The organism is Klebsiella sp. B345 (genome assembly GCF_051131735.1).
Lineage (GTDB): Bacteria > Pseudomonadota > Gammaproteobacteria > Enterobacterales > Enterobacteriaceae > Klebsiella.
Genome location: NZ_CP180443.1, coordinates 3,239,000 through 3,264,281, shown reverse-complemented (window position 1 = coordinate 3,264,281; position 25,282 = coordinate 3,239,000). Strand labels below are relative to the sequence as shown.

Here is a 25,282-nt window from a genome sequence, read left to right as displayed (position 1 = left end):
GCGCTGCGTGGGTTCCCTTTACCTGAAAAATGAGATGACTATTATGCAAACCTGGCTAAATCTGAAAGATAAAATCATTATTGTTACCGGTGGCGCTTCGGGCATTGGCCTGGCAATTGTTGAGGAATTATTAAACCTCGGCGCCAATGTCCAGATGACCGATATTCACGGCGGCGACAAATATCAAAACAGCGATCGTTACACATTCTGGCCGACGGATATTTCCAGCGCCAGTGAAGTGAACCACAGCGTAGCGCAAATTATCCAGCAATACGGGCGTATCGATGGTCTGGTGAATAATGCCGGGGTGAATTTTCCGCGACTGCTGGTCGATGAAAAAGCGCCGGAAGGCCGTTATGAGTTAAACGAAGCCGCCTTTGAGAAAATGGTCAATATCAACCAGAAAGGGGTCTTTTTGATGTCGCAGGCGGTGGCGCGGCAGATGGTGAAGCAGCGTGAAGGCGTGATTGTCAACGTCTCTTCGGAAAGTGGGTTGGAAGGCTCAGAGGGCCAGAGTTGCTATGCCGCGACCAAGGCGGCGCTGAATAGCTTCACCCGTTCATGGTCCAAAGAGCTGGGTAAACACGGCATCCGCGTCGTCGGCGTGGCGCCGGGGATCCTTGAAAAGACCGGGTTGCGTACGCCGGAATATGAAGAAGCGCTGGCCTGGACGCGCAACATCACCGTTGAGCAGCTGCGGGCGGGCTATAGCAAAAATGCGATTCCCATTGGCCGCTCCGGTCGTCTGAGCGAGGTTGCCGACTACGTCTGCTATCTGCTGTCAGAGCGGGCAAGCTATATAACCGGAGTAACCACTAACATCGCCGGCGGAAAAACCCGCGGTTAAGGAGTCGATATGGTGAATGTTATTTTCTGCGCACATGGCCAGTTGGCCGGCGCCATGCTCGATTCGGTCCGCATGGTCTATGGCGACGTCGACGTCAACGCCGTGGAATTTGTCCCGGGAGAAAACGCCGGGGATATCGCTGCGAAGCTGGAAAAGTTAGTGAGCACTCACAATGATAGCGAGTGGCTGATTGCCGTTGATTTGCAGTGCGGCAGCCCGTGGAACGCCGCCGCCGGACTGGCGATGGGCAACCCACGACTGCGGGTCATCAGCGGCCTCTCGTTACCGCTGGCGCTGGAACTGGTGGATAACCAGCACAGCATGAGCGCAGAGGCATTATGCGACCACCTGATCGCCATCGCCAGCCAGTGCTGCGTGGTCTGGCGGCAGCCGGAAACCACTCCGGAAACCATTGAGGAGGATTTTTGATGAACATTACGCTCGCCCGCATCGATGACCGCCTGATCCACGGCCAGGTGACTACCGTCTGGTCCAAAGTGGCTAACGCCCAACGCATTATTATCTGCAACGACGAGGTGTATAACGATGAAGTACGGCGCACCTTACTGCGCCAGGCCGCCCCACCGGGAATGAAGGTCAACGTCGTGAACCTGGAAAAAGCGGTCGCCGTCTATCACAACCCACAATATCAAAACGAGACCGTTTTTTATCTCTTTACCAACCCGCAGGATGCGTTAACGATGGTCAAGCAAGGCGTCAATATCGCCACCTTGAATATTGGCGGAATGGCCTGGCGACCGGGTAAAAAACAATTAACCAAAGCGGTATCGTTAGATCAAAACGATATTAATGCGTTTCGTGAGCTGGATAAATTGGGAGTCAAACTGGATTTACGCGTGGTGGCTTCGGATCCATCCATAAATATTATCGACAAAATAACTGAGCAGTCCATTACAGAATAAAAAAAGCGCCTGTATTAATACCATCGTTCGCACGATGCCATATTAATGCCATAACAGGCAGGGATTAATATATCCGCAAGGTGACATATAATGGAAATTAGTACCCTACAAATAATCGCCATATTTATTTTTTCCTGTATTGCTGGCATGGGCAGCGTGCTGGATGAATTCCAGACTCACCGCCCGTTAATTGCCTGTACCGTTATCGGGTTAATTCTCGGTGATTTAAAAACCGGGATTATGCTCGGCGGTACGTTGGAGCTGATCGCCCTCGGCTGGATGAACGTTGGTGCCGCACAATCGCCGGACTCCGCGCTGGCCAGCATTATCTCGGCCATTCTGGTTATCGTCGGTCATCAAAGCATCGCCACCGGTATCGCCATCGCGCTGCCGGTAGCGGCGGCAGGCCAGGTATTAACCGTTTTCGCCCGCACCATCACCGTCGTCTTCCAGCATGCGGCGGACAAAGCGGCAGAAGAAGCCCGCTTTCGTACCATCGATATGTTGCACGTCTCGGCGCTGGGCGTACAGGCGCTGCGCGTCGCCATTCCGGCACTGGTGGTCTCGATGTTTGTCAGTGCCGACATGGTCAGCAACATGCTCAACGCCATCCCGGAATTTGTCACTCGCGGTCTGCAAATCGCCGGCGGCTTTATTGTGGTGGTGGGCTACGCCATGGTCCTGCGCATGATGGGCGTGAAGTATCTGATGCCTTTCTTTTTCCTCGGTTTTCTGGCGGGAGGTTATCTCAATTTCAGCCTGCTGGCCTTTGGCGGCGTGGGCGTCATCATCGCGCTGATTTACATCCAGCTGAACCCGCAATGGCGTAAGACCGAGCCGCAGCAGGTTGCCGCCTCTTCCACCGCCCTTGACCAACTTGACGACTGATGGAGCCCACAATGGAACCGAAAAAACTGACACAAGGCGACCTGGTTAGCATATTTCTGCGCTCCAACCTGCAGCAGGCCTCCTTCAACTTCGAACGAATTCATGGCCTTGGTTTTTGCTACGACATGATCCCGGCGATCAAGCGCCTGTATCCGCTAAAAGAGGATCAGGTGGCGGCACTGAAGCGCCATCTGGTGTTCTTCAACACCACCCCCGCCGTCTGTGGCCCGGTGCTGGGCGTGACGGCGGCCATGGAGGAAGCACGCGCCAACGGGGCGGCCATCGACGATGGAGCCATTAACGGCATCAAAGTTGGCCTGATGGGACCGTTGGCCGGCGTCGGCGATCCGTTGGTATGGGGGACGCTACGCCCGATTACCGCGGCGCTCGGCGCATCGCTGGCGCTCTCCGGAAACCTGCTGGGCCCCTTGCTGTTCTTCTTTATTTTCAACGCAGTACGTCTGGCCATGAAATGGTATGGCCTACAGCTCGGCTTCCGTAAAGGAGTCAATATCGTCAGCGATATGGGCGGCAACCTGCTGCAAAAATTGACCGAAGGAGCGTCGATTCTGGGTCTGTTCGTCATGGGGGTGCTGGTCACGAAATGGACCACCATCAACGTGCCGTTGGTGGTATCGAAAACGCCGGGCGCCGACGGAGCTACCGTCACCATGACCGTACAAAACATCCTCGATCAGCTCTGCCCTGGCCTGCTGGCGCTGGGTCTGACGCTGCTGATGGTGCGCCTGCTCAACAAAAAAGTGAATCCAGTATGGCTGATCTTCGCCCTGTTCGGGCTGGGGATTGTTGGCAACGCGCTGGGCTTCTTGTCCTGATTTTTCTGCCCCGGCCGCGCCGGGGCCACTGTGCTCAATATGAGGTGGTTTATGCAAACAACAGCTCTTCGACTGTACGGCAAGCGCGATCTGCGCCTGGAAACCTTCGAACTCCCGGCCATGCAGGACGACGAAATCCTCGCCCGCGTGGTCACCGACAGCCTGTGTCTCTCTTCCTGGAAAGAGGCTAATCAGGGGGAAAACCATAAGAAAGTCCCGGACGATGTGGCGGTCAACCCCATCATCATCGGTCATGAGTTCTGCGGTGAAATTCTCGCGGTCGGCAAAAAATGGCAGCACAAGTTTCAGGCCGGTCAGCGCTACGTGATTCAGGCCAACCTGCAGCTGCCGGACCGCCCCGATTGCCCCGGCTACTCTTTCCCGTGGATCGGTGGTGAAGCCACTCACGTGGTGATCCCTGACGAGGTGATGACGCAAGATTGCCTGCTCACCTGGGAGGGCGATAGCTGGTTTGAAGGCTCGCTGGTCGAACCGCTCTCCTGCGTGATCGGCGCGTTCAATGCCAACTATCATCTGCAGGAAGGCACCTACAACCACACCATGGGGATCCGGCCGCAGGGGCGCACGCTGATCCTCGGCGGCACCGGGCCAATGGGGCTGCTGGCCATCGACTATGCGCTGCACGGGCCGGTGAATCCGTCGTTGCTGGTGGTGACCGATACCAATAAGCCGAAGCTGAGCTATGCCCGCCAGCACTATCCGTCCGAGCCGCAAACGCTGATCCACTACCTTGACGGACACGATGCCGGACGTGAGACATTGATGGCGCTGACCGGCGGACACGGCTTTGACGATATTTTCGTCTTCGTTCCCAATGAGCAGCTGATTACCATGGCCTCTTCGCTGCTGGCCCCTGACGGCTGTCTGAACTTCTTTGCCGGTCCGCAGGATAAGCAGTTCAGCGCGCCGATCAACTTTTACGATGTGCACTACGCCTTCACCCATTACGTCGGCACGTCCGGCGGGAATACCGATGATATGCGGGCCGCCGTCGCCCTGATGCAGGCGAAAAAAGTCCAGGCCGCCAAAGTGGTGACCCATATTCTTGGGCTTAACGCCGCGGGTGATACGACCCTCGATTTGCCCGCTGTCGGCGGCGGTAAAAAGCTGGTGTATACCGAAAAATCACTTCCACTGACGCCCCTGGGCCAGATTGCCGATCCGCAACTGGCGGCCATTATGGAGCGTCACCATGGGATCTGGTCTGCGGAAGCGGAACAGTACCTGTTAGCCCACGCACCGGACATTGCTCATGATTAATCGTGATACCCAACTCTGTATGTCGCTGGCCGGTCGCCCGGGTAATTTCGGCACGCGCTTTCACAACTATTTGTATCAGAAACTGGGGCTGAACTATCTCTACAAGGCCTTTACGACGCAGGACATTGCCGCTGCGGTGGCCGGCGTGCGGGCGCTGGGCATTCGCGGCTGTGCGGTATCGATGCCGTTTAAAGAGAGCTGCATGCCCTTCCTCGACGCCATCGATCCTTCCGCTGCGGTTATTGATTCGGTGAACACCATCGTCAACGACAACGGCAGGCTGACCGGCCTCAATACCGACTATATTGCGGTGAAAAGCCTGATCGACAGCCACCAGCTGGATAACGCCGCCGCCGTGATGATTCAGGGTAGCGGCGGCATGGGGAAAGCGGTAATCGCTGCCTTCCGCGATGCCGGTTTTCGCAACGTGGTTATCGCTGCTCGCAACCGCGACAACGGCCTCGCGCTCGCCAGACAGTACGGTTTTCAGTGGCAGCCCCAGCCGGAAGGGATCGCCACCGATATCCTGGTCAACGTCACGCCGCTCGGCATGGCGGGCGGGGCGCACAGCGACACCCTGGCGTTCAGCCAGACGATGGTCGCCCAGGCCAGCGTGGTGTTTGATGTGGTGGCCCTGCCCGTGGAAACGCCGCTGATTCGCCTGGCGCAGCAGCTGGATAAACACATCATCAGCGGAGCGGAAGTGATCGCGCTGCAGGCGGTAGAGCAGTTTGCGCTGTATACCGGCGTGCGCCCGGATGCTGACCTCGTCAGAGAAGCCGCGGCATTCGCCCGGGCGGAGTAACAACGCTGAGCGCCAGGGAAGGCGCAATTCCTGTCGCGACCTTGCAACATCGTGAGCCATATCAGCGAGCGAGCAGGCTAGCGGTGGTAGGATCCGCAGCCGATGCTATCACCTGGCTACATGGAGAAAAGATGGAACTGCTGTTATTAAGTAACTCGTCGCTACCTGGTAAAGCATGGCTGGAACACGCGCTGCCCGTGATTAGCGGCCAGCTCAACGGACGCCGTTCGGCGGTGTTTATCCCCTTCGCTGGGGTGACGCAAACCTGGGATGACTACACGGCCAAGACTGCCGCAGTACTCGCCCCGCTCGGTGTCAAAGTCACCGGCATTCATAGCGTCGCCGACCCGGTGGCGGCCATCAACGCTGCCGAACTGGTGATTGTAGGTGGCGGGAATACCTTTCAGTTGCTGAAAGAGTGCCGTGAGCGCGGGCTTCTGGCTCCTATCGTGGATGTGGTAACGCGCGGCGCGCTGTATATCGGCTGGAGCGCCGGCGCGAATCTCGCCTGTCCGACCATCCGCACCACCAACGATATGCCGATCGTTGACCCGCAGGGGTTTTCTGCGCTGGGGCTGTTCCCGCTGCAAATTAACCCACACTTTACCAATGCGCTGCCGGAAGGCCATAAAGGTGAAACCCGTGAGCAGCGGATCCGCGAGCTGCTGGTCGTGGCGCCGGAGCTGACGGTGATCGGCTTACCGGAAGGTAACTGGATTCAGGTGACCCAGGGGCACGCCACCCTCGGCGGCCCGAACCCTACGCTGGTGTTCAGGGCCGGTGAAGAGGCGGTGACGCTCGAGGCAGGCCACCGCTTTTAAGACCGCTTCCCGGCTGGCGTATGCACGTCAGCCGGGCTTAATACTCATCCCGCTCATCGTCTTCATCCGGTTGTTCCATCACGCTATACGCCACGGAACAGAACAACGAGTTCAGACGTTTCATATCGCCCAGTAAACCCAAATGCAGCGAACTGGTCTCAATGCTCTGCACGTTCTGCTGGTGCAGACGATCGACGTGCGCATGCGAGTAGCGGCGGTTGAGGATGCGGAAGCGGTGCTTGTTGCGGCGCAGACGACGGGCGCTCGGCACATCGCTGGAGAAAAAGACCGACATCGCCAGCTGTAGGTTGCTAAGTAGCTGATCGTACAGGCCGTCCAGCTCTTTCAGCCCTTCGACGGAAAAGGCGCGCCGCGCCGCCAGAGATTTATCGGCGATCTCGCTGCCCATTCGCTCGACGATATCGGAGGCCTGTTCGAGGTTCAGCGCCATTTCGATGATTTCCGCCCAGCGCCGGGATTCCTCTTCTGCCAGCTCATCTTTCGGCATCCGCGCCAGATACAGCTTGATCGCGGTATAGAGCACGTTGATGTCGTCAGCCAGCCGACGCAATTCCTTCTCCTCTCGCGGTTCACCGTGCATCACCTTGTGCAACCCTTCCAGCATCTGCTCCATGGCGTCGCCAATACGCAGGGTCTCACGCGCGGCATTGGCTAACGCCAACGTCGGCGTATCCAGCGCCGAAGTATCCAGGTGCTTCGGCTTAAGATGCAGGTCAAGCTCAGGATCTTCGTGAATCAGGCGCTTACACAGCCGGGCCATCGGTTCAGCAAACGGCACCATCGCCACGCAGCGGATCAGGTTGTAGAAGACGTGGAAGTAGATGACCAGCTCCGCTTCCGGCAGCGGCATACGGTGCATCACATCGGCCAGCACATGGACAAATGGCAGGATAATCAGGCTACCCACCAGCTTAAACAACAAGCTACCGAGCGCCACGCGCCGCGCGGAGGCATTGGCGGCGCTGTTGTTGATCATCGCCAGAATCCCCGAGCCGAGGTTGGCGCCAATCACCAGACACAGCGCCACCGGGAACGAAATCACGCCGGTTGAGGTCAGGGTAGCCGTTAACAGCACCGCCGCCAGGCTGGAATAACTGATAATGGCGAACATCGCGCCGATCAGCGCATCCAGCATGATGTCGCCGGTCAACGAGGCGAAAATCACCTGTACGCCATTGGCCTGCGTAATGGGGTGAACCGCCTGTACGATCAGCTCCAGCGCTAATAAAATCAGCCCCAGACCGATGCCCACTCGCCCGAGCTGGCCGGCGCGGGTTTGTTTGCGGCCAAGAAAGAAAATCACCCCGATAAAAATCAGCAGCGGTGACAGCCAGGAGAGGTCGAAGGTCAGCACCCTCGCCATCAGCGCGGTACCAACATCGGCCCCAAGGACAATCACCAGCGCCGGCGTCAGCGCCACCAGATCCTGGGCCACGAACGAGGTCACCAGCATGGTGGTGGCGTTACTGCTCTGTACCAGCGCCGTGACGCCAATACCCGCGCAGAAGGCGAGCGGCTTTTTCTCGACGCTGCTACTCAGCACGGAGCGCAGGCGCGCGCCAAATACGCGCATCACGCCGGTACGAACGATGTGCGTCCCCCAAACCAGTAGGGCGACGGCAGACAGCAGGTGCAGCAGAGTTAACACGGATTCTTTTTCTCCTTACTTACCCGACGGATAAATACGGCTTCCCCGCCAGGAATTCCCCCGGCAGTGCTCAACCGGGCTACATCGTCCAGAACGCTCGCCATGGAAGACGGCACGCGCTGAACCAATAACCAGTATAAGGGTTTAGCAGCAATAAAGAGACAGGGCGCGACTGGCGCGCCCTGTAAGTTGTAAGGTGAGATGACAGATTTGTGACCGGCCGCGAGCTAGTCCGCGTCGTACCCGAGGTTTGGCGCCAGCCAGCGCTCAACTTCGGCCGGGGTCATCCCTTTACGACGGGCATAATCCTCCACCTGATCGCGCTGAATTTGCGCCACCGCGTAGTACTTGCTGTCCGGATGACTGAAATACCAGCCGGAAACCGAGGCGCCCGGCCACATGGCAAACGACTCGGTAAGCTTCATGCCGGTCTGGGCTTCAACATCCAGCAGTTCCCAGATAACCGCTTTTTCGGTATGTTCCGGGCAGGCCGGATAACCTGGTGCCGGACGAATCCCCTGGTAGTTTTCGCGGATCAGTTCTTCATTGCTGAGGTTCTCATTCGCCGCATAGCCCCAGTAGACTTTACGCACCCGCTCATGCAGATATTCCGCGAAGGCTTCCGCCAGACGGTCGGCGATGGCTTTCACCATGATCTTGTTGTAATCATCGTGCTGTGCATCAAACGCTTCCGCCAGCGCGTCTTCTTCCAGCCCGCCGGTGACCGCAAAGGCGCCGATGTAATCCGCTTTACCGCTTAGCTTCGGAGCGACAAAGTCGGCGAGGCAGTAGTTGGCAAAGCCCACTTTCTCCGTTTGCTGACGCAGATGATGACTGACCGTCAGGACGTGGGTGCGGGTCTCATCGCGGTAGATTTCGATATCGTCGCCCACGCGGTTGGCCGGGAATAATCCCACCACGCCGCGCGGGTTGAGCTGCTTCCCGGCGCTCAGCATATCCAGCATTTCGTTGGCATCATTGAACAGCCGCTGCGCCTCTTCACCCACGACTTCATCCTCAAGGATGCGCGGATATTTCCCGGCCAGCGACCAGGTCATAAAGAACGGCGTCCAGTCGATGTAGTTGCGCAGGGTTTCGATGCTGGCTTCCACGCTTTGTACGCCCAGACGGTGGGCCACCGGCGGCGTGTAGTTTTCCCAGTCGAAGGCCAGGTCGTTATCCCGGGCGGCAGCCAACGTCACCGGCGGCGTGCGCGGTTTTTTACGGGCGTGTTGAATACGCACGGTGTCGTACTCTTTACGGGTACGCGCGACGAACTCATCGTGCTGGGTTTCCGAAAGCAGCGAAGCCACCACGCCCACGGTACGCGAGGCGTTCTGCACGTACACCGTCGGGCCGCTGTAGTTCTGCTCGATTTTAACCGCCGTATGCGCTTTCGAAGTCGTGGCGCCGCCAATCAGCAGTGGAATGGTAAAGCCCTGGCGTTCCATCTCTTTCGCCACGTTGACCATTTCATCCAGAGACGGGGTAATCAACCCAGAGAGGCCAATCAGGTCGGCATTCACTTCACGGGCGGTTTTAAGGATTTTATCCGCCGGTACCATTACGCCAAGATCGATAATTTCGTAGTTATTACACTGCAGCACCACGCCAACGATATTTTTACCGATGTCATGGACGTCACCTTTGACGGTGGCAATCACCATCTTGCCGTTGCTGGAGCCTTTTTCCTTGCTGGCTTCGATATACGGCTCCAGATAGGCGACCGCCTGTTTCATGACGCGGGCCGATTTCACCACCTGCGGCAGGAACATTTTGCCCTCGCCGAACAGATCGCCGACTACGTTCATGCCGTCCATCAGCGGGCCTTCAATCACCTCAATCGGGCGAGCAGACTGCTGACGTGCCTCTTCGGTGTCCAGCTCGATAAACTCGGTAATCCCTTTTACCAGCGAGTATTCAAGGCGCTTTTTCACGTCCCAGCTGCGCCATTCCGCCTGTTGGGCATTTGCAGCGTCGTCGGTTTTACTGCCGCGGTATTTTTCCGCCAGCTCCAGCAGGCGATCGGTACCCTCGGCGTGTCGATTGAGGATCACGTCTTCTACGGCGTCGCGTAGCTCGGCCGGGAGATCGTCATAAATAGCCAGCTGCCCGGCGTTAACAATCCCCATATCCATGCCGTTGCGAATGGCATAGTAGAGGAACACCGCGTGAATCGCTTCGCGCACCGGATCGTTGCCACGAAACGAGAACGAGACGTTCGAGACGCCGCCGGAAATCAGCGCGTGCGGCAGCTCGCGTTTAATGTCTTCGCAGGCGCCGATAAAGTCCTGGGCATAGTTGTTGTGCTCTTCAATACCGGTGGCGACGGCGAAGATATTGGGGTCAAAAATAATGTCTTCCGGTGGAAAGCCCACCTCTTTGGTCAGAATGTTGTACGCCCTGCGGCAAATCTCAATTTTGCGCGCACGGGTGTCGGCCTGGCCGACTTCGTCAAAGGCCATTACCACGACGGCCGCGCCGTAGCGACGGACCTTTTTCGCATGCGCGACGAAGGCCTCAACCCCCTCTTTCATCGAGATAGAGTTGACGATGCCTTTCCCCTGAATGCATTTCAGGCCCTTTTCGATGACATCCCATTTCGAGGAGTCGATCATAATCGGCACCCGGGCAATATCAGGCTCGCCGGCAATCAGGTTGAGGAAACGCACCATCGCCGCTTCGGCGTCGAGCATCCCCTCATCCATGTTGATATCGATAATCTGCGCGCCACTTTCCACCTGCTGGCGGGCAACGTCCAACGCTTCGTTATATTTTTCTTCTTTAATCAGGCGTTTGAACTTAGCCGAACCGGTGACGTTGGTACGTTCGCCGACGTTCACAAACAGGCTGTCATCACCGATATTCAGCGGTTCCAGGCCCGCCAGGCGACAGGCCACCGGGATTTCCGGCAGCGCGCGCGGCGCCAGGCCCGTCACGGCACGTGACATGGCGGCGATATGTTCCGGCGTAGTGCCGCAGCAGCCGCCGACGATGTTCAGGAAGCCCGCTTCCGCCCATTCGCGGATCTGGGCGGCCATAGTGTCGGCGTCGAGATCGTATTCCCCAAAGGCGTTTGGCAGCCCGGCGTTAGGGTGCGCGGTGACGTAGCATTCGGCAATGCGCGACAGTTCCTGCACATACTGGCGCAGTTCGTCTGGTCCCAGTGCGCAGTTCAGGCCGAAGGTCAGCGCATCGGCGTGCCGCAACGAGTTATAAAAGGCTTCAGTGGTTTGCCCGGAGAGCGTACGACCGGAGGCATCGGTGATGGTGCCGGAGATCATAATGGGCAGATCCACCCCCAGCGCTTCGAACTCCTCTTTCACGGCAAAGATCGCCGCTTTGGCGTTCAGGGTATCGAACACCGTCTCAATCATGATCAGGTCCACGCCGCCTTCTACCAGCGCTTTGGTGGATTCACGGTATGCTGCTACCAGCCCATCAAAGGTGATATTGCGGTAGGCCGGGTCGTTAACGTCCGGGGAGATAGAGGCGGTGCGGTTGGTCGGGCCGAGGACACCTGCAACGTAACGCGGTTTTTCCGGCGTCCGGGCCGTCCACGCATCGGCGCAGGCGCGCGCCAACTGTGCCGCAGCAAAGTTGATTTCCGCCGACAGGGATTCCATTTGGTAATCCGCCATCGCGATAGTGGTCGAGTTAAAGGTGTTGGTTTCAATGATATCCGCCCCGGCCTCAAAGTAGGCGTCGTGGATAGCGGTGATCACCTCCGGCTTGCTGAGCACCAGCAGGTCGTTATTGCCTTTCAGGTCGCAGGGCCAGTCGGCAAAGCGTGCGCCACGGAAATCTTCTTCACTCAGACGATAGCCCTGGATCATGGTGCCCATACCGCCATCCAGAACTAAAATACGTTTTTTTAACTGCTGATGCAGTTGTTCAACTTTGCTGCTCACACTCGCTCCCGACAACGCTCACCCAGGCCAAAAGGCCAACAAACCATACTGGCATAAACCACCCATGCGGAAAAGAGAGCGACGGACAATATGAGACATGTTCAGCTTCACTCATCCGATCAGTCTGGTTGTGATTGCAAATCGTGCAAATAAAATGAAAACTATTTCCACGATACAGAAAAAAGGATTCAGCGATGGCTACTCCCGTTCCCGCTAAGCGCGGCAGAAAACCCGCGACGCCCGCCGCCCCACAGGCTGGCGGCCAGGTTCAATCGCTTACTCGCGGATTAAAACTCCTCGAGTGGATTGCTGAATCGCACAGCAGCGTCGCATTGACCGAACTGGCTCAACAGGCCGGTTTACCCAACTCCACGACCCATCGCCTGTTGACGACCATGCAGCAACTGGGTTTCGTGCGCCAGGTCGGCGAACTGGGTCACTGGTCGGTGGGCGCGCATGCCTTTATCGTCGGCAGCAGCTTTCTGCAAAGCCGCAACCTGCTGGCCATCGTCCACCCGATTCTGCGCCAGCTGATGGAAGACTCCGGTGAAACGGTCAACCTGGCCGTCCTGGATCAAAGCGACCACCAGGCTATTATTATCGACCAGGTTCAGTGTACGCAGCTGATGCGAATGTCCGCGCCGATTGGCGGAAAACTGCCGATGCACGCCTCCGGGGCGGGTAAAGCGTTCTTGTCTCAGCTCAGCGAAGAACAGGTCACTGGCCTGTTACACCGCAAAGGTCTGCACGCCTATACCCACGCGACGCTGGTTTCGCCGGTCCATCTGAAAGAGGATCTGGCCCAGACGCGCAAGCGTGGCTATTCGTTTGATGATGAAGAGCATGCCCTCGGTTTACGCTGCGTCGCCTCCTGCATTTATGACGAGCACCGTGAGCCGTTTGCCGCCATCTCCATCTCCGGCCCGATTTCCCGCATGACTGACGATCGGGTCACCGAACTGGGTGCGCTGGTGATTAGAGCGGCCAAAGAAGTGACGCTGGCGTATGGCGGGGCTCGCTAACATGAACGATCTGAAATCCCTCTGGCAACAGCGTTATCCCGGTGCATTCTGCTGGTCATTCGGCGATTCCCCCGAACTGGCCGATGAACTGGTGGATCTGGTTATCGCCGGGAAAAAACGCGGCACCTGCGGTTCTCTTGCCAGCTATCGCCAGGAGAACCCGCCCGTCACTCAAGGCGCCTACCACATCGTGCTCAACGGAGCCGGCGAGCCGGCCTGCGTCATCCGCACTCTGGTGCTCCGAATCATTCGCTTTAATGAGATGACCGCGGAGCTCGCCGCGCGGGAAGGTGAAGGCGATTTGAGCCTGGCCTACTGGCAGCAGGGCCATCAGGCGTTCTTCGAGCGTGAAGGGACCTGGTCACCGGAGATGGAGCTGATTTATGAAGAGTTTGCGCTGATCGAGGTCGCCGACGCCCGATTGTCCTGAGCCGCGAACCCGCGGCTCTCAATAACGTTTCGCTTATCCCGCCTGCTGCATGGCGCCGTAGCGCACGCAAAAGCGCTGGCGGCGGCGATAGGCATAGACATCTTCCACATGACCGTTACGAATGCGCGTCTGCAGCTCTCGCCAGTAATCCGCCCGTAGCAGGTCAGCGTGCATTTCCTCCAGCAGCGGTCCGATACGCGGGTCCGCGCACAACCAGTGGCGAAACTCTTCCGGAAAGACATCCCCGGCAGAGACGCTGTACCACGGTTCGCTCGCCAGCTCATCTTCCGGGTAGCGCGGCGGTGGTATTTCGCGGAAATTCACCTCGGTCATGTAGCAAATCTCATCGTAATCATAAAACACCACCCGACCATGGCGGGTCACGCCGAAGTTTTTAAACAGCATATCGCCGGGAAAAATATTGGCTGCGGCAAGCTGGCGGATGGCGTTGCCGTACTCCTCCACCGCATCGCGCAGCGCCTGGCCGTTTACCTGCTCCAGCCAGATATTCAGCGGCACCATACGGCGTTCGATATAGAGATGGCTGATGGCAATTCGATCGCCAAGATCGGTGATTTTTGCCCCGGCTTCAGACTGCAGTAACGCCATCAGCGCCGGGGCAATTTGCCGTTTTTCCAGCACGAAGTTTTCAAACTCCTGGGTGTCGGCCATACGTCCGACGCGGTCATGCTCTTTCACCAATTGATAACAGGCACGCACGTGGGCGGCGGTCATCTCCTTTTGCGGCGCAAAGCGGTCTTTAATGACTTTAAAAACCCGGTCGAAGCCCGGCAGGGTGAAGACCAGCATCACCATGCCGCGGATCCCCGGAGCCTCAATAAACTGTTCATTGCTGCGCTCGATGTAGTACAGGTATTCCCGATAGCTTTCGGTCTTCGCATGCTTCTGGCAGCCAATGGCCATATACAGCTCCGCGGTGGTTTTACCGGGCAGGATATCGCGTAGCCACTCGACCAGCGCCCCTGGCAGCGGTGCGTAGACCATGAAATAGGAGCGGGCGAAGCCAAAGACAATACTGGCTTCGGCATGAGTCATCAGACAGGTATCAATAAACAGCTCGCCTTCATCACTACGATGGACAGGCAACAAAAAGGGCAAGGTTGCGACCGGGGTGATCAGCTTTCCGACCAGCCAGGCCGCTTTATTACGATAGAAGAGCTCGTTCGCCACCTGCAGATGGCTGCGGGAAAGCATCTCACTGCCCAGCGCCTCCTGCAAAGACGCGCTAATGTAGCCAATGTCGCGCGCCTTGTTTTGCCACGGTAAACGTAGAGGCAGGTCGGTGAGTACTTTGTTGAGTAACGTCTCCCAGCCGCGATCGGGGAAAAAGCTTTTTGCCAGCGGTCGGGGAAGTGCCCGACCGCTGCGCGCTGGCTGCGAACTGAAAATAAATAGCCGCTCGGGAGTCAGCGAGCGGTGGTCAAACAGTCGACAATAGACCGAATTAAAAAAGCTCTCCGCAATTTCAAAACGCGGGTAGTCCGGCAGCAGACGGGTATACTGCTCTTTCACCCGCAGCAAAAAATCCACATCGGTGCTTTTGCCTTCGGTGATGCAGCGTAGCTGCTCTACCACCAGGCCAACGTGATGATCGTAAAGGTGAATACGCTGCTTCATGGCCTGCTGAACCGCATGCCAGTCAGCATCCTCAAAGCGCTGCTGCGCGCCAGAAGTGACTTCCAGGAAACGCCCGTACTGCGCGTCAAAACCTTGCAAAATCGTTTGTGCAATCAGTAATTCCAGGCCACGCGTCATAGCTTCCCCCTCACCCCAGACCCTCTCCCCAACAGGGAGAGGGGGAACACGATCAGAACTGCTCTTCTTCCGTGGAACCGGTCAGCGCCGTGACGGAGGAAGCCCCACCCTGGATAATGGTCGTGACCTTATCGAAGTAGCCGGTCCCCACCTCCTGCTGGTGAGACACGAACGTGTAGCCTTGCGAAGCGGCAGCAAATTCCGGCTGCTGCACCTTCTCGACGTAGTGTTTCATCCCCTCACCCTGTGCATAGGCATGGGCCAGGTCGAACATGTTGAACCACATGCTGTGGATGCCCGCCAGCGTGATGAACTGGTATTTGTAACCCATGTCGGACAGCGCCTGCTGGAATCGGGCGATGGTGCTGTCATCCAGATTCTTTTTCCAGTTGAACGACGGCGAGCAGTTATAGGCCAACAATTTGCCGGGGAAGCGGGCGTGAATGGCTTCGGCAAAGCGACGAGCCTGCTCGAGATCCGGTTTCGAGGTTTCGCACCACACCAGGTCGGCATAGGGTGCGTAGGCCAGTCCACGACTGATCGCCTGCTCAATACCAGCATGCGTACGGAAAAAACCTTCGCTGGTGCGATCACCAGAGATAAACTCACGATCGTACGGATCGCAGTCGGAGGTGATCAAATCGGCAGCATCGGCATCCGTTCGGGCGATCACCAGCGTAGGAACCCCCATGACATCTGCCGCCAGGCGTGCCGCGACCAGCTTCTGGATCGCCTCCTGGGTCGGTACCAGTACCTTTCCGCCCATATGTCCGCACTTCTTCACCGACGCCAGCTGATCTTCGAAGTGAACGGCCGCTGCACCGGCTTCAACCATCGATTTCATCAGCTCAAAAGCGTTCAGTACGCCGCCAAATCCCGCTTCGGCATCGGCAACGATCGGCAGGAAGTAATCGGTATAACGCGGATCACCTGGCTCAATACCGGTCGACCACTGGATCTGATCCGCGCGACGGAAGGTATTGTTGATCCGATCGACCACCGCCGGGACGGAGTTCGCTGGGTACAGTGATTGATCCGGGTACATGCTGGACGCCAGGTTGGCATCCGCCGCCACCTGCCAGCCGGAGAGGTAAATCGCCTCAATGCCGGCCTTTGCCTGCTGTAATGCTTGCCCACCAGTCAACGCACCGAGGCTGTTGATGTACCCTTTTTTCGCTTCGCCATGCAGCAGTCGCCACATTTTGGCTGCGCCCAACTGTGCCAGCGTGCATTCCGGATTGACGGAGCCGCGCAATTTCACGACATCCTCAGCGCTATAGGGGCGGGTAATGCCTTCCCAACGCGGCTGTGTCCACTCTTTGTTTAATGCTTCGATTTGTTGGGTACGGGTTTTCATGTGCAGATGCTCCATTATTTTATTCCTGGCTTCCCAGGCTTTATCGGTGAAGGCAGTGTGACCACGGACAAACAAACTCGGCTGATGCTTATGCCAGCAGGCGGTAGCCCGGCAGCGTCAGGAAGTCGATTAACTCATCAGAGGTGGTGATCTGTTCCATCAGGCGCGAAGCATCATCGAAGCGCCCGCTGCTGTAGCGGTGTTCGCCCAACTCCTCCTGAATCACCATCAGCTCTTCCGCCAGCCACTGACGGAACAGGGCTTTGGTGACCGGCGTGCCGTCGCTGAGGGTTTTTTGGTGATGAATCCATTGCCAGATGGAGGTTCGCGAGATTTCGGCAGTCGCCGCATCTTCCATCAGGCCGTAAATCGGTACGCAGCCATTACCGGAGATCCAGGCTTCAATGTACTGCACCGCGACACGGATATTGGCGCGCATCCCCACTTCCGTGCGCTCGCCATCACAGGGCGCCAGCAGCTGTTCAGCGTCGATCGGCGCATCTTCTTCCCGGCTGACGGACAGCTGGTTGGGACGTTCACCCAGAACGCGATTGAAAACTGCCATCGCCGTATCCGCCAGCCCGGGGTGCGCGATCCAGGTACCGTCGTGGCCATTGTTGGCTTCCAGTTCTTTATCGGCGGTCACTTTGCCAAGCACCTGGCGGTTACGGTCGGCATCTTTGCTGGGGATGAATGCCGCCATGCCGCCCATCGCAAACGCGCCACGCCGGTGGCAGGTTTTAATCAGCAAACGTGAATAAGCGCTGAGGAAAGGCTTATCCATGGTGACCACCTGGCGATCTGGTAATACGCGGTCACCATGGTTTTTTAACGTTTTGATATAGCTGAAAATGTAATCCCAACGGCCACAGTTCAGACCGACAATGTGGTCCCGCAGCGCATGCAGGATTTCATCCATCTGGAATACCGCCGGCAGCGTTTCGATTAACAGCGTGGCCTTGATGGTGCCGCGCGGCAGACTGAACCGGTCTTCAGTGAAGCTAAAGACTTCACTCCACCATGCCGCTTCCTGCCAGGCCTGGGTTTTCGGCAGATAGAAGTAAGGGCCGCTACCTTTCGCCAGCAGGTTCTGGTGGTTGTGGAAAAAATAGAGGGCGAAATCAAACAGGCTGCCGGGGATCGACTCGCCGCGCCATGTCACATGTTTTTCCGGCAGATGCAGACCACGTACGCGGCAAACCAGCACCGCCGGGTCAGGTTTGAGCTGGTAAATTTTACCGGCTTCGTTGGTGTAACTGATGGTACCGTTCACCGCATCGCGCAGGTTAATCTGCCCATCAATCACTTTGTTCCAGTCCGGCGCCAGCGAATCTTCAAAGTCCGCCATAAAGACTTTTACGTTGGCATTGAGGGCGTTAATCACCATTTTGCGCTCAACGGGGCCGGTGATTTCCACGCGGCGGTCCTGCAAATCAGCGGGAATACCGCGGATCGTCCAGTTACCATTTCTAATGGAAGCTGTTTCCGAAATAAAATCAGGCAGCGTTCCGTTATCAATCGCCTGCTGTTGCTGCAGGCGGGCCGCCAGCAGTTTATTGCGCTCAGGCGTAAAGCGACTCACCAGTTCCGTCAGAAATTCCACCGCCTCAGGCGTTAAAATTTGCGTTTCCTGCTCGCCATATGGCCGGCTAAAGGCCAGTTCATAAGTCATTGTCGCCTGTTGCGTCATTGTGTAGCTCCCGTTGGTTGATCCCGCTGGCGCGAGTGAACGATCGTTGTCTGCTTTTCGCTCAACACAACTAAGACTACTCAATAAAATTCCAAAATCAAAAACAATTTCCATTTTTAATTTAATATTACCACAACATATTGATAACATTAAGATTAAAGTTAATTACAATCTTGAAGTGAATTTCGGAAACAAAAAAGGCACCCGAAGGTGCCAGAGGCAAAATGCTGAAACGCTTAAGGATCGCGTTGTCTGGATGATTAGTCTAAAGTCGGATTCATATTCCGCAGATCGTATGGAGTGATCTGGTAAACGTAATAGTTAAGCCAGTTCGCAAACAGTAGATTTCCATGGCTGCGCCAGGTTGCACGCGGTTTGTTTTGCGGATCGTTTTGCGGGAAATAGTTGTCGGGAATTTGCGGGCTCAGACCGGCGTCAACATCACGGAAAAATTCGCTGGCCAGGGTATTGGCATCGTATTCAGGGTGTCCGGTCACGAAGGCAATACGTTTGTCTTTGCTGGCAAACAGATAGGCATCTCCCTCTTCCGTTTCGGCCAGGATCTCTAAATCAGTGTAGTCACGAATCAGTGCCGCCGGAAAATCGGCGTAGCGTGAGTGCGGTGCCAGGAAAAAGTCATCAAAACCACGCGTCAGTAAGGCGTGAGGATGCAGGATATGGTGTTCGTAGACACCGGAAATTTTTTCCGCACGGGTTTGTTTAGGGATGCCATACAGAATATTGAGCGCGGCCTGCACCGCCCAACAGACAAAAAGCGTGGAGGTGACGTGATCTTTCGCCCACTCCAGCACCTGTTTGATCTGAGGCCAGTAGGCTACGTCATTAAATTCAACCAGCCCTAACGGGGCGCCGGTGACGATCAGCCCATCAAAGTTCTGGTCGCAGATGTCGTCGAAATTACAGTAGAAATTATTGAGGTGCTCGGTCGGCGTATTGCGGGATTCACGCGCGTCAATACGCAGCAGCTGGATATCAAGCTGCAGCGGAGAGTTCGAGAGCAGACGCAGGAACTGGTTCTCGGTCTCGATTTTTTTCGGCATCAGGTTAAGGATAAGCACCTTCAGCGGACGAATTTCCTGAGTGGTCGCACGTGTAGCCGTCATCACAAAGACGTTCTCATCACGCAAGAAATTGACGGCTGGTAGCTCGTCCTGCACCCGAATTGGCATAACTTTATTACCTCATAGCATACGTATAAACGTTTAGACATCCAGACAGCTAACAATAACCAGGAATAAGGAGAATGTCGAGTCTGCAAGTAGAAGGTGAAAAAGTTTCAACCACGTCCGGGACAGAATACAGCGCTTAATCTCAAGGAAACATAGCGAATGTGATGATTCGGCGTTTGAGGGGCAATGCTGGCGAATAATTGATTGATCAGAGAGGGGTTTTGCTGCGGCAATGTATCAGTATGGCGGGGAATAGAACGCAGACAAAACAAAAGGCCCAGTCTTTCGACTGAGCCCTTTGCTTTATTTGATGCCTGGCAGTTCCCTACTCTCACATGGGGAGACCCCACACTACCATCGGCGCTACGGCGTTTCACTTCTGAGTTCGGCATGGGGTCAGGTGGGACCACCGCGCTATCGCCGCCAGGCAAATTCTGTTATCAACACGTCTTAAAGACGCATCAACTAATCTGTATCAGGCTGAAAATCTTCTCTCGTCCACCAAAACAGCTTTGGCGTTGTAAGGTTAAGCCTCACGGTTCATTAGTATCGGTTAGCTCAACGTATCGCTACGCTTACACACCCGACCTATCAACGTCGTCGTCTTCAACGTTCCTTCAGGACTCTCAAGGAGTCAGGGAGAACTCATCTCGGGGCAAGTTTCGTGCTTAGATGCTTTCAGCACTTATCTTTTCCGCATTTAGCTACCGGGCAATGCCATTGGCATGACAACCCGAACACCAGTGATGCGTCCACTCCGGTCCTCTCGTACTAGGAGCAGCCCCCCTCAATTCTCCAGCGCCCACGGCAGATAGGGACCGAACTGTCTCACGACGTTCTAAACCCAGCTCGCGTACCACTTTAAACGGCGAACAGCCGTACCCTTGGGACCTACTTCAGCCCCAGGATGTGATGAGCCGACATCGAGGTGCCAAACACCGCCGTCGATATGAACTCTTGGGCGGTATCAGCCTGTTATCCCCGGAGTACCTTTTATCCGTTGAGCGATGGCCCTTCCATTCAGAACCACCGGATCACTATGACCTGCTTTCGCACCTGCTCGCGCCGTCACGCTCGCAGTCAAGCTAGCTTATGCCATTGCACTAACCTCCTGATGTCCGACCAGGATTAGCTAACCTTCGTGCTCCTCCGTTACTCTTTGGGAGGAGACCGCCCCAGTCAAACTACCCACCAGACACTGTCCGCAACCCGGATTACGGGTCTACGTTAGAACATCAAACATTAAAGGGTGGTATTTCAAGGTTGGCTCCACGCAGACTGGCGTCCACGCTTCAAAGCCTCCCACCTATCCTACACATCAAGGCTCAATGTTCAGTGTCAAGCTATAGTAAAGGTTCACGGGGTCTTTCCGTCTTGCCGCGGGTACACTGCATCTTCACAGCGAGTTCAATTTCACTGAGTCTCGGGTGGAGACAGCCTGGCCATCATTACGCCATTCGTGCAGGTCGGAACTTACCCGACAAGGAATTTCGCTACCTTAGGACCGTTATAGTTACGGCCGCCGTTTACCGGGGCTTCGATCAAGAGCTTCTCCTTACGGATAACCCCATCAATTAACCTTCCGGCACCGGGCAGGCGTCACACCGTATACGTCCACTTTCGTGTTTGCACAGTGCTGTGTTTTTAATAAACAGTTGCAGCCAGCTGGTATCTTCGACTGATTTCAGCTCCATGAGCAAGTCACTTCACCTACCATCAGCGTGCCTTCTCCCGAAGTTACGGCACCATTTTGCCTAGTTCCTTCACCCGAGTTCTCTCAAGCGCCTTGGTATTCTCTACCTGACCACCTGTGTCGGTTTGGGGTACGATTTGATGTTACCTGATGCTTAGAGGCTTTTCCTGGAAGCAGGGCATTTGTTACTTCAGCACCGTAGTGCCTCGTCATCACACCTCAGCGTTAACAGAAGTCCGGATTTACCTAAACTTCCCGCCTACATGCTTAAACCGGGACAACCGTCGCCCGGCTAACATAGCCTTCTCCGTCCCCCCTTCGCAGTAACACCGAGTACAGGAATATTAACCTGTTTCCCATCGACTACGCCTTTCGGCCTCGCCTTAGGGGTCGACTCACCCTGCCCCGATTAACGTTGGACAGGAACCCTTGGTCTTCCGGCGAGCGGGCTTTTCACCCGCTTTATCGTTACTTATGTCAGCATTCGCACTTCTGATACCTCCAGCAACCCTCACAGGCCACCTTCAACGGCTTACAGAACGCTCCCCTACCCAACAACACATAGTGTCGCTGCCGCAGCTTCGGTGCATGGTTTAGCCCCGTTACATCTTCCGCGCAGGCCGACTCGACCAGTGAGCTATTACGCTTTCTTTAAATGATGGCTGCTTCTAAGCCAACATCCTGGCTGTCTGTGCCTTCCCACATCGTTTCCCACTTAACCATGACTTTGGGACCTTAGCTGGCGGTCTGGGTTGTTTCCCTCTTCACGACGGACGTTAGCACCCGCCGTGTGTCTCCCGTGATAACATTCTTCGGTATTCGTAGTTTGCATCGGGTTGGTAAGTCGGGATGACCCCCTAGCCGAAACAGTGCTCTACCCCCGAAGATGAGTTCACGAGGCGCTACCTAAATAGCTTTCGGGGAGAACCAGCTATCTCCCGGTTTGATTGGCCTTTCACCCCCAGCCACAAGTCATCCGCTAATTTTTCAACATTAGTCGGTTCGGTCCTCCAGTTAGTGTTACCCAACCTTCAACCTGCCCATGGCTAGATCACCGGGTTTCGGGTCTATACCCTGCAACTTAACGCCCAGTTAAGACTCGGTTTCCCTGCGGCTCCCCTATACGGTTAACCTTGCTACAGAATATAAGTCGCTGACCCATTATACAAAAGGTACGCAGTCACCTAACAAGTAGGCTCCCACTGCTTGTACGTACACGGTTTCAGGTTCTTTTTCACTCCCCTCGCCGGGGTTCTTTTCGCCTTTCCCTCACGGTACTGGTTCACTATCGGTCAGTCAGGAGTATTTAGCCTTGGAGGATGGTCCCCCCATATTCAGACAGGATACCACGTGTCCCGCCCTACTCTTCGAGTTCACAACGTGTGCATTTTAGTGTACGGGGCTATCACCCTGTACCGCCGGACTTTCCAGACCGTTCCACTAACACACACGCTGATTCAGACTCTGGGCTCCTCCCCGTTCGCTCGCCGCTACTGGGGGAATCTCGGTTGATTTCTTTTCCTCGGGGTACTTAGATGTTTCAGTTCCCCCGGTTCGCTTCGTTAAGCTATGTATTCACTTAACGATAGTGTGTCGAAACACACTGGGTTTCCCCATTCGGAAATCGCCGGTTATAACGGTTCATATCACCTTACCGACGCTTATCGCAGATTAGCACGTCCTTCATCGCCTCTGACTGCCAGGGCATCCACCGTGTACGCTTAGTCGCTTAACCTCACAACCCGAAGCTGTTTCGTAAAACAGTCCGCGTTGCGAAAATTTGAGAGACTCGAACACACCGCTTTTCCTTTCTTATTACGGAGAAAGGAAACAGTGTGTCGTTTCAATTTTCAGCTTGATCCAGATTTTTAAAGAGCAAATATCTCAAACGTGATTCCGGAGAACCAGTTTTGAGATATTGAGGTCGGCGACTTTCACTCACAAACCAGCAAGTGGCGTCCCCTAGGGGATTCGAACCCCTGTTACCGCCGTGAAAGGGCGGTGTCCTGGGCCTCTAGACGAAGGGGACACTGAAGTCTCAATCGCAAGACGCCTTGCTATTTACTTTTCATCAGACAATCTGTGTGGACACTACAAAGGCAGGTTCTTTCAGGTAAGGAGGTGATCCAACCGCAGGTTCCCCTACGGTTACCTTGTTACGACTTCACCCCAGTCATGAATCACAAAGTGGTAAGCGCCCTCCCGAAGGTTAAGCTACCTACTTCTTTTGCAACCCACTCCCATGGTGTGACGGGCGGTGTGTACAAGGCCCGGGAACGTATTCACCGTAGCATTCTGATCTACGATTACTAGCGATTCCGACTTCATGGAGTCGAGTTGCAGACTCCAATCCGGACTACGACATACTTTATGAGGTCCGCTTGCTCTCGCGAGGTCGCTTCTCTTTGTATATGCCATTGTAGCACGTGTGTAGCCCTACTCGTAAGGGCCATGATGACTTGACGTCATCCCCACCTTCCTCCAGTTTATCACTGGCAGTCTCCTTTGAGTTCCCGGCCGGACCGCTGGCAACAAAGGATAAGGGTTGCGCTCGTTGCGGGACTTAACCCAACATTTCACAACACGAGCTGACGACAGCCATGCAGCACCTGTCTCAGAGTTCCCGAAGGCACCAAAGCATCTCTGCTAAGTTCTCTGGATGTCAAGAGTAGGTAAGGTTCTTCGCGTTGCATCGAATTAAACCACATGCTCCACCGCTTGTGCGGGCCCCCGTCAATTCATTTGAGTTTTAACCTTGCGGCCGTACTCCCCAGGCGGTCGACTTAACGCGTTAGCTCCGGAAGCCACTCCTCAAGGGAACAACCTCCAAGTCGACATCGTTTACAGCGTGGACTACCAGGGTATCTAATCCTGTTTGCTCCCCACGCTTTCGCACCTGAGCGTCAGTCTTTGTCCAGGGGGCCGCCTTCGCCACCGGTATTCCTCCAGATCTCTACGCATTTCACCGCTACACCTGGAATTCTACCCCCTCTACAAGACTCAAGCTTGCCAGTTTCAAATGCAGTTCCCAGGTTGAGCCCGGGGATTTCACATCTGACTTAACAAACCGCCTGCGTGCGCTTTACGCCCAGTAATTCCGATTAACGCTTGCACCCTCCGTATTACCGCGGCTGCTGGCACGGAGTTAGCCGGTGCTTCTTCTGCGAGTAACGTCAATCACTAAGGTTATTAACCTTAATGCCTTCCTCCTCGCTGAAAGTACTTTTACAACCCGAAGGCCTTCTTCATACACGCGGCATGGCTGCATCAGGCTTGCGCCCATTGTGCAATATTCCCCACTGCTGCCTCCCGTAGGAGTCTGGACCGTGTCTCAGTTCCAGTGTGGCTGGTCATCCTCTCAGACCAGCTAGGGATCGTCGCCTAGGTGAGCCATTACCCCACCTACTAGCTAATCCCATCTGGGCACATCTGATGGCATGAGGCCCGAAGGTCCCCCACTTTGGTCTTGCGACGTTATGCGGTATTAGCTACCGTTTCCAGTAGTTATCCCCCTCCATCAGGCAGTTTCCCAGACATTACTCACCCGTCCGCCGCTCGTCACCCGGAGAGCAAGCTCTCCTGTGCTACCGCCCGACTTGCATGTGTTAGGCCTGCCGCCAGCGTTCAATCTGAGCCATGATCAAACTCTTCAATTTAAGTTTGATGCTCGTGAATTAAACTTCGTAATGAATTACGTATGTTCACTCAGAGACTTGGTATTCATTTTTCGTCCGAGGACGTTAAGAATCCATGTCACTTTGAGTGCCCACACAGATTGTCTGATAAATTGTTAAAGAGCAGTGCGACGGCGCTTAGCGCTCTGTCGCGAGGTGGCGTATATTACGCTTTCCTCTTTCAGAGTCAACCTCATTTTTCAGAAGTTTTCTCTTTCAACCCGGCGGCTTGTTTGCCGTTGTTCCGTGTCGATGGAGGCGCATTATAGGGAGTTCTCGAGAGCCCGCAATAGAAAAATTGCAGAAAAATGACTGACTGCTGCATTCCCCAGCAAAACCCCGCTTTATACCCTGTTACACACAGGATTATCCACAGACAGAGGCCATCTCACCCTGACAAAGGTCGGCAAAATGCCCTTCTATATAGAAGAGATCGCTGTGTAAAAGAGAAAGATCAAAATTCGCGAGC

General features: G+C 55.6%; 16 protein-coding genes, 1 tRNA gene and 3 rRNA genes. 10 read left to right on the top strand and 10 right to left on the bottom strand.

Annotated elements, in window-relative coordinates; genetic code table 11:
• The first annotated feature begins 43 nt into the window (after nucleotides 1–43).
• The 8 genes from ACMYSO_RS15340 (at nucleotide 44) to pepE (ending at nucleotide 6,401) form a co-directional block, all read left to right on the top strand.
• The gene (locus ACMYSO_RS15340; RefSeq protein WP_434665669.1) at nucleotides 44–847 is read left to right on the top strand and encodes an SDR family oxidoreductase; all 804 of its coding nucleotides are present in this window, start codon (nucleotides 44–46) and stop codon (nucleotides 845–847) included.
• Nucleotides 848–856: 9 nt separating this feature from the next.
• Complete coding sequence (locus ACMYSO_RS15335; protein ID WP_434665667.1) at nucleotides 857–1,276, top strand: mannose/fructose/sorbose PTS transporter subunit IIA; 420 nt, start codon at nucleotides 857–859, stop codon at nucleotides 1,274–1,276.
• A complete protein-coding gene (locus ACMYSO_RS15330; protein ID WP_434665664.1) occupies nucleotides 1,276–1,770 on the top strand; it encodes a mannose/fructose/sorbose PTS transporter subunit IIB in 495 nt (164 codons plus the stop codon). The genes ACMYSO_RS15335 and ACMYSO_RS15330 overlap by 1 nt, the downstream gene beginning before the upstream one ends.
• Before the next feature lie 90 nt (nucleotides 1,771–1,860).
• On the top strand, nucleotides 1,861–2,658 hold the full coding sequence (locus tag ACMYSO_RS15325) for a PTS mannose/fructose/sorbose transporter subunit IIC (RefSeq protein WP_434665661.1): 798 nt from the start codon (nucleotides 1,861–1,863) through the stop codon (nucleotides 2,656–2,658).
• A gap of 11 nt (nucleotides 2,659–2,669) precedes the next feature.
• Nucleotides 2,670–3,494, top strand: a complete 825-nt coding sequence (locus tag ACMYSO_RS15320; protein ID WP_434665660.1) for a PTS system mannose/fructose/sorbose family transporter subunit IID — start codon at nucleotides 2,670–2,672, stop codon at nucleotides 3,492–3,494.
• Between the two features lie 51 nt (nucleotides 3,495–3,545).
• On the top strand, nucleotides 3,546–4,775 hold the full coding sequence (gene sorE / locus ACMYSO_RS15315) for an L-sorbose 1-phosphate reductase (protein WP_123757717.1): 1,230 nt from the start codon (nucleotides 3,546–3,548) through the stop codon (nucleotides 4,773–4,775).
• The gene (locus ACMYSO_RS15310; protein ID WP_434665657.1) at nucleotides 4,768–5,580 is read left to right on the top strand and encodes a shikimate 5-dehydrogenase; all 813 of its coding nucleotides are present in this window, start codon (nucleotides 4,768–4,770) and stop codon (nucleotides 5,578–5,580) included. Before sorE ends, ACMYSO_RS15310 begins: the two co-directional genes overlap by 8 nt.
• A gap of 131 nt (nucleotides 5,581–5,711) precedes the next feature.
• The gene (gene pepE, locus ACMYSO_RS15305) at nucleotides 5,712–6,401 is read left to right on the top strand and encodes a dipeptidase PepE (RefSeq protein ID WP_434665655.1); all 690 of its coding nucleotides are present in this window, start codon (nucleotides 5,712–5,714) and stop codon (nucleotides 6,399–6,401) included.
• A gap of 37 nt (nucleotides 6,402–6,438) precedes the next feature.
• Here pepE and ACMYSO_RS15300 read toward each other — a convergent pair whose 3' ends face one another.
• Nucleotides 6,439–8,070: a Na/Pi cotransporter family protein gene (locus tag ACMYSO_RS15300; protein WP_434586828.1), complete on the bottom strand. Its 1,632-nt coding sequence runs from the start codon at nucleotides 8,068–8,070 to the stop codon at nucleotides 6,439–6,441.
• Nucleotides 8,071–8,297: 227 nt separating this feature from the next.
• On the bottom strand, nucleotides 8,298–11,981 hold the full coding sequence (metH, locus tag ACMYSO_RS15295) for a methionine synthase (protein ID WP_434665653.1): 3,684 nt from the start codon (nucleotides 11,979–11,981) through the stop codon (nucleotides 8,298–8,300).
• A 194-nt stretch (nucleotides 11,982–12,175) separates the two neighbouring features.
• On the opposite strand from metH, the gene iclR reads away from it, so the two are divergent.
• Nucleotides 12,176–13,003, top strand: a complete 828-nt coding sequence (iclR, locus tag ACMYSO_RS15290; protein WP_434665651.1) for a glyoxylate bypass operon transcriptional repressor IclR — start codon at nucleotides 12,176–12,178, stop codon at nucleotides 13,001–13,003.
• A gap of 10 nt (nucleotides 13,004–13,013) precedes the next feature.
• Nucleotides 13,014–13,433, top strand: a complete 420-nt coding sequence (locus ACMYSO_RS15285) for an ASCH domain-containing protein (protein ID WP_434670820.1) — start codon at nucleotides 13,014–13,016, stop codon at nucleotides 13,431–13,433.
• 33 nt (nucleotides 13,434–13,466) lie between these two features.
• On the opposite strand, the gene aceK is transcribed toward ACMYSO_RS15285, so the two are convergent.
• The 8 genes from aceK to ACMYSO_RS15245 all read right to left on the bottom strand — a co-directional run bounded on the left by aceK (nucleotide 13,467) and on the right by ACMYSO_RS15245 (nucleotide 24,795).
• Nucleotides 13,467–15,209 (bottom strand): bifunctional isocitrate dehydrogenase kinase/phosphatase, encoded by a 1,743-nt coding sequence (aceK, locus tag ACMYSO_RS15280; protein WP_434665648.1) that lies wholly within the window; start codon nucleotides 15,207–15,209, stop codon nucleotides 13,467–13,469.
• Nucleotides 15,210–15,261: 52 nt separating this feature from the next.
• Nucleotides 15,262–16,566, bottom strand: a complete 1,305-nt coding sequence (gene aceA, locus ACMYSO_RS15275) for an isocitrate lyase (RefSeq protein WP_434670819.1) — start codon at nucleotides 16,564–16,566, stop codon at nucleotides 15,262–15,264.
• A gap of 88 nt (nucleotides 16,567–16,654) precedes the next feature.
• Nucleotides 16,655–18,256 carry a malate synthase A gene (aceB, locus tag ACMYSO_RS15270; protein ID WP_434665646.1) on the bottom strand — a complete coding sequence of 534 codons (1,602 nt, stop codon included), beginning with the start codon at nucleotides 18,254–18,256 and terminating at the stop codon, nucleotides 16,655–16,657.
• Between the two features lie 260 nt (nucleotides 18,257–18,516).
• Complete coding sequence (metA, locus tag ACMYSO_RS15265) at nucleotides 18,517–19,446, bottom strand: homoserine O-succinyltransferase MetA (protein WP_434665644.1); 930 nt, start codon at nucleotides 19,444–19,446, stop codon at nucleotides 18,517–18,519.
• Between the two features lie 312 nt (nucleotides 19,447–19,758).
• A 5S ribosomal RNA gene (rrf, locus tag ACMYSO_RS15260) occupies nucleotides 19,759–19,874 on the bottom strand.
• Nucleotides 19,875–19,968: 94 nt separating this feature from the next.
• Nucleotides 19,969–22,874: ribosomal RNA gene (locus ACMYSO_RS15255) — 23S ribosomal RNA — on the bottom strand.
• A 218-nt stretch (nucleotides 22,875–23,092) separates the two neighbouring features.
• A tRNA-Glu gene (locus ACMYSO_RS15250) sits at nucleotides 23,093–23,168 on the bottom strand.
• An 85-nt stretch (nucleotides 23,169–23,253) separates the two neighbouring features.
• A 16S ribosomal RNA gene (locus ACMYSO_RS15245) occupies nucleotides 23,254–24,795 on the bottom strand.
• Together the 16S, 23S and 5S rRNA genes with 1 tRNA gene alongside form the textbook arrangement of a ribosomal RNA operon.
• Nucleotides 24,796–25,282 lie beyond the last annotated feature (487 nt).